The 9,792-nt window shown below is 34.6% G+C and carries 9 protein-coding genes and 2 pseudogenes; 9 read left to right on the forward strand and 2 right to left on the reverse strand.

Features of this window, described 5'->3' with window-relative positions; genetic code table 11:
* Nucleotides 1-5: 5 nt before the first annotated feature.
* The 7 genes from A5883_RS18580 (at nucleotide 6) to pflB (ending at nucleotide 7,080) form a co-directional block, all read left to right on the forward strand.
* Complete coding sequence (locus tag A5883_RS18580) at nucleotides 6-1,367, forward strand: ABC transporter substrate-binding protein (RefSeq protein WP_086339348.1); 1,362 nt, start codon at nucleotides 6-8, stop codon at nucleotides 1,365-1,367.
* 1 nt (nucleotide 1,368) lies between these two features.
* Nucleotides 1,369-1,557, forward strand: a complete 189-nt coding sequence (locus tag A5883_RS18585; protein ID WP_086339349.1) for a hypothetical protein — start codon at nucleotides 1,369-1,371, stop codon at nucleotides 1,555-1,557.
* 22 nt (nucleotides 1,558-1,579) lie between these two features.
* Nucleotides 1,580-1,804: a YhcH/YjgK/YiaL family protein gene (locus A5883_RS19780; protein ID WP_369596889.1), complete on the forward strand. Its 225-nt coding sequence runs from the start codon at nucleotides 1,580-1,582 to the stop codon at nucleotides 1,802-1,804.
* 4 nt (nucleotides 1,805-1,808) lie between these two features.
* Nucleotides 1,809-2,681: an ROK family protein gene (locus A5883_RS18595; protein ID WP_086339351.1), complete on the forward strand. Its 873-nt coding sequence runs from the start codon at nucleotides 1,809-1,811 to the stop codon at nucleotides 2,679-2,681.
* 14 nt (nucleotides 2,682-2,695) lie between these two features.
* Nucleotides 2,696-3,520, forward strand: coding sequence for a MurR/RpiR family transcriptional regulator (locus A5883_RS18600; RefSeq protein WP_086339352.1), 825 nt, complete (start codon nucleotides 2,696-2,698; stop codon nucleotides 3,518-3,520).
* Nucleotides 3,517-4,434, forward strand: coding sequence for a dihydrodipicolinate synthase family protein (locus A5883_RS18605; RefSeq protein ID WP_086339353.1), 918 nt, complete (start codon nucleotides 3,517-3,519; stop codon nucleotides 4,432-4,434). The genes A5883_RS18600 and A5883_RS18605 overlap by 4 nt, the downstream gene beginning before the upstream one ends.
* 348 nt (nucleotides 4,435-4,782) lie before the next feature.
* Entirely contained in the window at nucleotides 4,783-7,080 is a 2,298-nt protein-coding gene (gene pflB, locus A5883_RS18610) for a formate C-acetyltransferase (RefSeq protein ID WP_086339354.1), read from the forward strand.
* Between the two features lie 40 nt (nucleotides 7,081-7,120).
* Here the strand turns inward: pflB and A5883_RS18615 are convergent.
* Nucleotides 7,121-7,786, reverse strand: a pseudogene (locus A5883_RS18615) (transposase); the annotation flags it as partial.
* A 225-nt stretch (nucleotides 7,787-8,011) separates the two neighbouring features.
* On the opposite strand from A5883_RS18615, the pseudogene tnpA reads away from it, so the two are divergent.
* Nucleotides 8,012-8,342: pseudogene (gene tnpA / locus A5883_RS18620) on the forward strand (IS200/IS605 family transposase); the annotation flags it as partial.
* Nucleotides 8,343-8,425: 83 nt separating this feature from the next.
* Entirely contained in the window at nucleotides 8,426-9,571 is a 1,146-nt protein-coding gene (tnpB, locus tag A5883_RS18625) for an IS200/IS605 family element RNA-guided endonuclease TnpB (RefSeq protein ID WP_086339355.1), read from the forward strand.
* On the opposite strand, the gene A5883_RS19400 is transcribed toward tnpB, so the two are convergent.
* A partial coding sequence (locus tag A5883_RS19400) for a hypothetical protein (protein WP_217809248.1) occupies nucleotides 9,568-9,792 on the reverse strand: 225 nt, incomplete at its 5' end. The two genes, tnpB and A5883_RS19400, sit on opposite strands and share 4 nt — an antisense overlap.

Raw genomic sequence — 9,792 nt, forward strand, 5'->3', positions numbered from 1 at the left:
TAAATATGAAAAAATGGTTTAGTTTATTAGCAATTGCAGGAGTGGCTTTAGTGATATTTGCTGGTTGTGGTAGTGGTAAAGAGAAGACTAGTGAAGCTAAAGGAGGTACTGTAGATGTAGAAGTTTGGTTGACACCACAGTGGAAAGGGGTTATGGATGCTTCTGAATCTGGAGCAGATTACGATAGTTTCTTTAAGGAAGCAGCTAAACGATATGAAGAGAAAAATCCAAATATTAATATAAATGTTCAAGTAATTCCAGGAGAACAACGTTCAGATAAGCTAAGTGTTGCTATTCAGACAAAAACCTTGCCGGATATTTTCTTTGATTCTAGTTTTGCTTTGAGTGAGTATGCTCATATGGGGGTTTTAATGCCGTTAGATGACATTATTGATGATGAGACTAAAAGTGATATTCCAGAATCAATTTGGGAAAATGTCCAAATCAATGACCAAACTTATTTCTATCCATTTGGACATAATCCAGGTACTTTAGCATATAATGCAGATATGTTTAAAGAAGCCGGTTTAGAGGAGTATATTGCTAGTGAACACGAGATTGCAACATGGAATATAGAAGATTTTGAGAAAATATTAACAGCTTTAAAAGAACATAATGATAAAGTTTCACCATTTGGGCTTTATGCCAAAAATAATCAAGGTGACACATGGAATCTTACGTATATCCGAATGTTTGGTAATAAGTTTTTCGATGAAAAAGGTAATATCATTGTAAATGAGGATAACGGTGTTCGGGCTTTAAGTTATATCAATGATCTTCGTAAAAAAGGATTGACAACTTCAGGACCAGAATCTTTATCAAGTAATGATGTTAATGCAATGTTCCAAAATCAGCAAACGGCTATCAACTTTACTAATGCAGTTCTATTTTCGGGAATCCAAAAAGATATGGAAGATGGGAAAGTTAATAAGTTTGATATGCGTTTGGCTAACATTCCATCAGAAACAGACCCGTTATCCTTCACATATGTTACTAGTTCTGTTGTTTTTAACACTGGTGATGATGAAAAAATGCGAGTAGCTAAAGACTTTGTTAAGTTCTATTCAACTGACCCTGAATTAGTGAAAGCTTCTAAAAATACATTGCCTGTTCGAGAATCTGTGGCAAAAGAATTGGAAGCGGAATTACCTTACCTTGAAGCCTATAATAAGAATGCGTCTTATATTATTAATTTTTCAAATAATACCCCAGGCTATGCAGAATTGAGAAATGCGTTCTTTCCAGAATTACAGGCAGTTTTTACTGATGCCAAAACGCCAAAAGAAGCCTTGGATAACTTTACAGAACAGGGAAATCGAATTGTTGAGAATAACAAGAAGAAATCAGTGATTGGATCAGGAAAATAAGATGTTATATGGATTTTGGGATGAATTAATTGATTTTAAATTACAAAATAAACTGATTGAGATTGCTAAATTTATTCAAAAACTGTCGGACTTTGAAGTAGGTAGCCGAATAGTAAATGACGGGATAAAGGCTAATTTCTTGTCTTATTATACGGCACCTGATGTAGAGAGAATGGGAAGCGCATCGTAAACATATTGATATACATTATATTATAAAGGGGAATGAACAGATTGATTTAGCTACGAGTACAAAATTATCTCCGCAACCGTATCATGAAGCAGATGATTTTTATCTTCTTCATGGTGAAAAGGAAATGAGTGTTTTATTGAGTGCCGGTCAATTTTTACTATTAGAACCTGATAAGGCCCATAAAACGGGAATTTCTATTGATAAAAGTGAAAGAATTCAAAAAATAGTATTCAAAATTAAGGTGTGAACCTATGGGAAATTATTTGTGTATAGATATTGGTGGAACAGCGATTAAATACGGATTATATAACGAAGATGGTCAAAAAGTAGTTTCATTTGCATCGGATCAAACTAATAATGCTATTGAGCAGCAAAATATTAGTAATACTCTTCGTAAAAAGATTAGAGAATTGAAATATTTAGATTTAGCTGGGGTATGTATCTCAAGCGCGGGCGTAGTTGATCCTGTAGCTGGAAAAATTATTTATTCTGGCTATACCATTCCCAACTATACAGGGACTACTATAAAGGAAATGATAGAAACAGAATTTCAGTTGCCTTGTGAAGTGGAAAATGATGTCAATGCAGCATGTTTGGGAGAATATTGGCAGGGCGCATTAAGGGGAACTACTAGCGGTGTTTGTTTAACAGTTGGTACCGGAGTTGGGGGCTCTATATTAATTGATGGTCAGATTTTTCACGGAGCTGGATATACAGCTGGAGAGATTGGCTATATGGATATTAATGGGGCTAGATTTCAAGATGTGGCGTCAACATCGGCACTTATTCAACGAGTTAGACTGAGAAAAGGTGAATCATTAGATGGTAAAGAAATTTTCCAACAGGCAAAAGCAGGTGATTCTGTTTGTATTGAAGAGATTGAGGTACTTATTGAAAACCTTTCAATGGGAATCATCAACATAATTTATCTGTTGAATCCTGAACGACTCGTTTTGGGTGGTGCCATTATGGCTCAAGAAACATACTTAAAACCAAGAATTCAGAAAATACTTGATCAGAAGATTCAAGATAATCAGTTTAAGCAAACAGAATTGCATATTGCACAATTGAAAAATGATGCAGGAATGGTAGGTGCGTTATATAATTTTATAAAAAGACAATAAGAGAGGCATTAAAAATGAGCATTTTAGAAGATATACAAAGCAAATTTCCGTCCTTTTCTGAAAAAGAAAAACAGCTAGCAATGTACCTATTACAAAATAGTGGGACTGTTTCTAATATTAATATCTCTACACTTGCTGATGAAACCGGCACGTCTCCAGCAACTATCACACGATTTGCTAGGAAATTGGAGCAAAATAGTTTTGTGGATCTGAAAATTCAATTAGGTGCATTGCAAAGCAAGCATCAACGAGCAGACGATGGATTAAAGACAGAAGTTTATGATTATTATAGCCGTGTAATCGAAAACACGGAGAAGTTAACTGATCCTGAAAATATGAAACAAATAGTAAATTTGATTACATCAGCTCCTAGAATTTTCATTTTTGGTGTGGGAAGTTCAGGTCTGACGGCTTTAGAGCTAACTCAGCGACTACTACGGATGGGACTAAATGTTATATCTACGACTGATTCTCATATGATGTTAATAACAAGCTCAATGGTCAAAGGTGGGGATTTAGTTATTGGGATTTCTACTTCCGGTGAAACGCAAGAAGTAAATGATTCACTATGGTATGCCAAAAAAAATGCAGCTACAATTATCAGTATTACTTGTTTTCCAGAAAGTACTTTAGCTAAGTTATCAGAGCTTTCATTGATTGCATATAGTAGTCTATTCATTGGCAACGAACGTTTTGTAAATTCCCAATTTGCTATTATGTATCAAATTGATGTTCTTTCGACAATGCTTCTTGACAATGCTGAATTTAATGACAAGATGAGCCGTACTATAAAAATCATTACGAAAAATGAAGACATGAAGGAGTCAGAAAAATTATGACGAAGTTAGACAAGTATAAGGGAATAATTCCGGCGTTTTACGCTTGTTATGATGAAGCTGGTAATATTAGCGGAGAACGTGTGGAAAAGTTAGCAAATTATTACTTAGATAAAGGGGTTAAGGGCCTATATGTAGGCGGTAGTTCTGGTGAATGTATTTATCAAACTGTTGAAGAGCGGAAGCTAGTATTAGAGCATGTTATGCGAGCAGTGGGCGGGAAAATGACAATTATTGCACATATCGCGGCACCTTCAACTAGGGATAGTGTTGCGTTAGCAAAACATGCTGAAAGTTTAGGTGTAGATGCTTTGGCGGCTATACCACCTATATATTTTGTTTTACCTGAGGAAGCAATTAGAGCATACTGGCTGGCTATGGTAGAGGCTACGAAATTAGACTTTATTATTTATAACATTCCTCAAACTACAGGTTATTCCTTATCACCTAAGCTATTCAGTGAAATGATGACTCATCCTCAAGTTATTGGGGTTAAGAATTCGTCAATGCCTGTTCAAGATATTTACCTATTCAAAAATAGTAGTAAAAAGGATGCAATAGTATTTAATGGACCAGATGAACAATTTATCGCGGGTCGAATTATGGGGGCAGATTCTGGTATTGGTGGTACTTATGGTGTAATGCCTGAATTGTTTATAGCTGCTAATCAAGCTTTCATGGATAATGATATTCAGAAGGCACAAAAAATTCAAAATAGTATCGATCAAATTATTTTTAAAATGGTCCAGGCTGAAGGGAATCTCTATGCTATAATAAAAAGAATTCTAGCCAAACATGGAATGGAAATTGGAAAAGTTCGAGCACCGTTGCCACAAGCAACAGAAAAAGATGGCATAATCATTGACGAAGCAGATCAATTGATTCAAGCAGCTATCGATAAATATTTAATTAGATAAATTAAATATTTATTTTCAAAAAATTTGGCTTTTTGTCAATACGGACTGATAAGTTGAGTAAAATCAAATCTGAGTCAGAATGAACACCATTCTGGCTCAGATTTTTTAGCATAGGGGAATGAAATTGTTTATTGTTGAGCAATATTGACTATCATATAGAATCTTTCATTATCAATTACATAATCTGTTGTAACAAAAAATACAACAGATTATCCTAAAAATAAAAAAATATCATTATTTTAAAAGGATTTCCAGCATAAAAATCTAAAAAAGCCCTTTCTTAAAACCAACTCCTTTGTTATAATTATTTTAATTAAGATTGAAACTATTTAACAAAGGAGTCTAAATATGGAAAGTAAAACAAGTGAAAAAACTGTAACACAAACAAAAAATCCTTGGGAAGGTTTTAACGAAGGACGCTGGCAACGTGAAGTTAACACATTAGACTTTATTAAACGTAATTACACAGAGTACAAAGGAGATGACAGCTTTTTAGAAGGAGCAGCCTCTAGTACAGAGAAGTTATGGAATAAGTTACAGGAACTTTTTGAAGTTCAGCATAAGCAAAATGGTGTGTATGATATGGATAATGATGTACCTGCAACGATTACTTCTCATAAACCAGGTTACTTAATTAAAGAAGAAGAAAAAATCGTTGGGTTGCAAACAGATATTCCATTGAAACAAGCATTTATGCCTTTTGGTGGAATCAATATGGCCAACAAAGCATTGAAATCAAATGGGTATGAAATAGACGATGAAATGTCCTTTATCTTTAATAAATGGCGTAAAACGCATAACCAAGGTGTTTTTGATGCCTATACAGATGAAATGCGTTTAGCACGTAAAAATAAAATTATTACTGGGCTACCGGATGCTTATGGACGTGGACGAATTATTGGTGATTATCGTCGTGTAGCATTATATGGAATCGATTTCTTAATGAAAGAAAAGAAGAAAGATTGGAAAAACATTGGAAATAAAGTAATGACCAATGATGTGATCCAATTACGAGAAGAGGTTTCTGAACAATATAGAGCTTTAGCAGAAATGAAAGAGATGGCTGCAAGCTATGGTTATGATATTTCAAAGCCTGCTAATAATGCACAAGAAGCTATCCAATGGTTATACTTTGGGTATCTTGCGGCAATTAAATCACAAAATGGGGCAGCAATGTCAATCGGACGTATTTCTGCATTTCTTGATATTTATATTCAGCGTGACTTAGATCGTGGATTGATCACTGAATTTGAAGCACAAGAAATGATTGATCACTTAATCATGAAATTACGTATGGTAAAATTTGCCCGTACGCCAGAGTACAATCAGTTATTCTCTGGCTACCCAATCTGGGCGACACTATCAATAGCCGGTATGAATATGGATGGATCTTCATTGGTAACCAAAAATGATTTCCGTATCTTGCATACATTGACTAATATGGGTCCTTCGCCAGAACCAAATTTAACTGTTTTATACTCCTCTCGTTTACCAGAAGGCTTCCGTACTTATGCAGCAAAAGTTGCCAAACAAAGCTCTTCAATTCAATTTGAAAACGATGATTTGTTACGTCAATACTGGGGATCAGATGATGCGGCAATTGCTTGCTGTGTCTCTGCAACAGTAATTGGAAAAGATATGCAATTCTTTGGTGCTCGAGCTAACTTAGCAAAAGCAGTACTTTATGCAATTAACGGTGGCATTGATGAAATGACGAAAATGCAAGTCGGACCACGCTTCCGTCCACTAGAAGGCGACAGCATTGATTTTGACCAATTCATGGAAAGCTATAAGGATGTTTTAAACTGGTTAGCGGAGCTATATGTAAATACTTTAAACGTGATTCATTATATGCATGACAAATATGCTTATGAAGCACCACAATTAGCGTTAATGGATACTGATTTGAAACGCACATTTGCAACTGGTATTGCAGGAATTTCTCATGCGACCGATTCATTGATGGCGATTAAATACGGTAACGTGAAAGTTATCCGTGATGAAGATGGATTAGCAATTGACTATATCCCGCAAAATGAATTTCCAACATACGGAAATGACAATGACGAAGCGGATGAAATGGCAAACTGGATTCTTGAGTACTTTATGACTCAAATCAAACGGCAACATACGTATCGTAATTCAACGCCGACATTATCGTTGTTAACAATCACTTCAAATGTTGTTTATGGCAAAAATACTGGAAATACACCTGATGGTCGACGCACAGGAAAACCATTAGCACCAGGAGCAAATCCAAGTTATCAAGATGGTAAATTCTTAGGTGAGAAGAATGGATTATTAGCTTCATTGAATTCGACAGCGAAATTGAATTATTCTTGTGCGCAAGATGGTATTTCTGATACGCAAACCATTAATCCTGGAGCATTAGGTCGTATGGATGATGAAGAAACACAAGTGGATAACTTGCGTCAAGTATTAGATGGCTATTTTAATAAAGGTGGTTACCACTTGAACGTCAATGTCTTTGGTCGTGAACTGCTAGAAGAAATGGATAAAGATATTGACAATCCAAAATATGCGAACTTTACGATTCGTGTATCTGGATACGCAGTGAAATTCCGAGACTTAACACCAGAACAGCGTCGTGATGTTATTTCACGTACAGATCATACAAAAATGTAAAAAATCTTTTTATTAAAAAGATTCAGACTGTAGACAAACTTTATACAAACATGAGGTTTGTCTTTTTTCTATGTAATATTCTATGGATAATCGATAGATTAGGCAGTTTTCCTTTAGGAAAACGTGTCTTTTGCGCTCTGATCCTTTTTATTTTTGCTAGCTTTTTCATATTAAGACACGCAAAAGTAAGCCCAATTTTCATGTGCATTTTTTCAATTCCTATTTGATTGGTATAACGTAACCCATGAAATTCTTTTGCTGTCCCAAAAATTCGTTCAATGGTTTCTTTTCTCTTTTTATAAAGTTCTTTGAACCAACTTTGATGGCGTATCTCTTCACAGGTCTCTATAGCTTCAGCCCAAATGTGTCTAGTGATTACTTTGGTATGATTTTTTGAGTTGGTACACTTAGACAAGAAAGGACAGTTTTTACAATCCTTTGGATTGCTTTTGTATTCGATATATCCTTTGCGATTGGTAGTGGCATAAGAGAGTATTTTATTATTGGGACAGATATAACAATTATAGTAATCGTCATAAACATATTCATGTTTCTTGAAATAGCCTTTTTTAGTCATCGGACGTTTGTATGGGAAAATTGGGGTCAATTTATGTTCGAGTAGTAAATGTGCAATTGCTGGTGTCTTATACCCAGCATCCATAATTAATTTTTCTAGGGGAAAAGCTCTTTTGAGCTTGTTAACTAGTTATGTCATCTCCCTAGCGAGCCGCTCTTTTAGTGCCTTTTACTATAATTATTTTATGAACTAGCCGAGAACACCCGTGATTTTAATCATGGGTGTTCTCGGCTTCAGTTGTGGCCTAGCTTTAGCTAAACAACTGACAAATATAAACTAAATAATAGTGAAATGTCTTGCAATAATTGATTTTGTAGAGGTACATATATTAAAATAATTGCGAGGTGTTTTTGTATGTCAGAAATTCATTATGGACGTGGTTATGTCTATTCTATTCAATATCATCTTGTTTGGTGTGTAAAATATCGACATGATGTTTTGTATGGTCAGGTAGATATTGATGTCAAACAGTTTTTGAAACAAATTGCTGATGATAATAATATAAAAATTATGGAAATAGAATCAGATAAAGACCATATTCATTTACTTATTGAATGCACCCCACAATACTATATTCCTAGTATTGTGGGGTGCATTTAAAGGCGTATCCGCTAGACTGCTGTTTAAAAAACATCCTGAACTTAAACAACTCCTTTGGGGTGGACATCTTTGGAATCCAAGCTACTTTGTAGCTACTGTTAGCGAAAATACAGAAGAACAAATTAGAAAATATATACAAAATCAGAAAAAGAAATGAGGTGAATCCATATGCTACAACATAAGGCTTATAAATTTAGAATCTATCCTAATCAAGAACAAGAACTATTAATGACTAAAACCATTGGCTGTTCAAGATTTGTCTATAATTATTTTTTGAATTTGTGGAATCATGCATATGCGACTACTGGAAAAGGATTATCTTATAATTCTTGTTCTGCCATGCTTCCACAAATGAAAAGAAATGCAGAGACAATTTGGTTAAAAGAAGTTGACAGTATTGCGATTCAATCCTCATTGAAAAATCTTTCTGATGCTTTTTCTCGCTTCTTTAAAAAGCAAAATAAACGACCACAATTTAAAAGCAAAAAACATCCTATACAAAGTTATACAACTAAAAATGTGAATAATAGTATTGAAATTAGAAATAATTTCATAAAACTACCTAAGTTAGGACTTGTTAAATTTGCGAAAAGTCAAGAGCCCAAAGGGCGAATCTTAAATGCTACAATTCGGAAAAATTCGAGTGGTAAATTTTTTGTCTCCATCCTGTGTGAAGAAGAAATAGTTGAGTTTCCTAGATCTAATTCCGCTATTGGAATTGACCTTGGTATAACTGATTTTGCAATCCTTTCTGATGGTCAAAAGATTGATAACAATAAATTCACGTCAAAAATGGCAAAAAAACTCAAACGTGAACAACGTAAGTTGTCGAAACGTGCATTACTAGCTAAAAAGAAAGGCATCAATCTCTTTGAAGCTAAAAATTATCAAAAACAAAAACGAAAAGTAGCACGACTACATGAAAAAGTAATGAATCAACGCAATGACTTTTTAAACAAGTTGAGTACAGAGATTATCAAAAACCACGATATTATTTGTATAGAAGACTTAAATACACAAGGTATGTTGCGTAATCATAAACTAGCAAAAAGTATTTCGGATGTTTCATGGTCTAGTTTTGTGACTAAGTTAAAATATAAAGCTGACTGGTACGGTCGGAAAATCATCAAAGTAGATAAATGGTTTCCATCTAGTCAAATCTGTTCAAATTGTGGACATAAAGACGGCAAGAAATCTCTAGAAATTCGAGAATGGACTTGTCCTGTTTGTCATGCTCATCATGACCGAGATATCAATGCTAGTATCAATATTCTGACCGAAGGTCTAAGATTACATTCCATGGGATTAGCTTAGATCCAATCATCAAAAACCGTAGGAACTACGGGGATAGCTTGGTAAATAAGAGAAACCGCTGTGAGTAAAGAAATACGCTTGCAAGTATGCTCTATTCCCAAGAATCTTGCGATTTTAGTCATGAGAGGTTCAAATAGCGTTGTCAAATCTTTTATATAAACTCTCCCTCCTTGAATTGACCATTCAAGACGTTTTTTGTGTTGTGATAGATATGTTTTGCT

Origin of the sequence: Enterococcus sp. 5B3_DIV0040, assembly GCF_002140755.1 — a bacterium.
In the GTDB taxonomy this organism is placed as follows: Bacteria; Bacillota; Bacilli; order Lactobacillales; family Enterococcaceae; genus Enterococcus_D; species Enterococcus_D casseliflavus.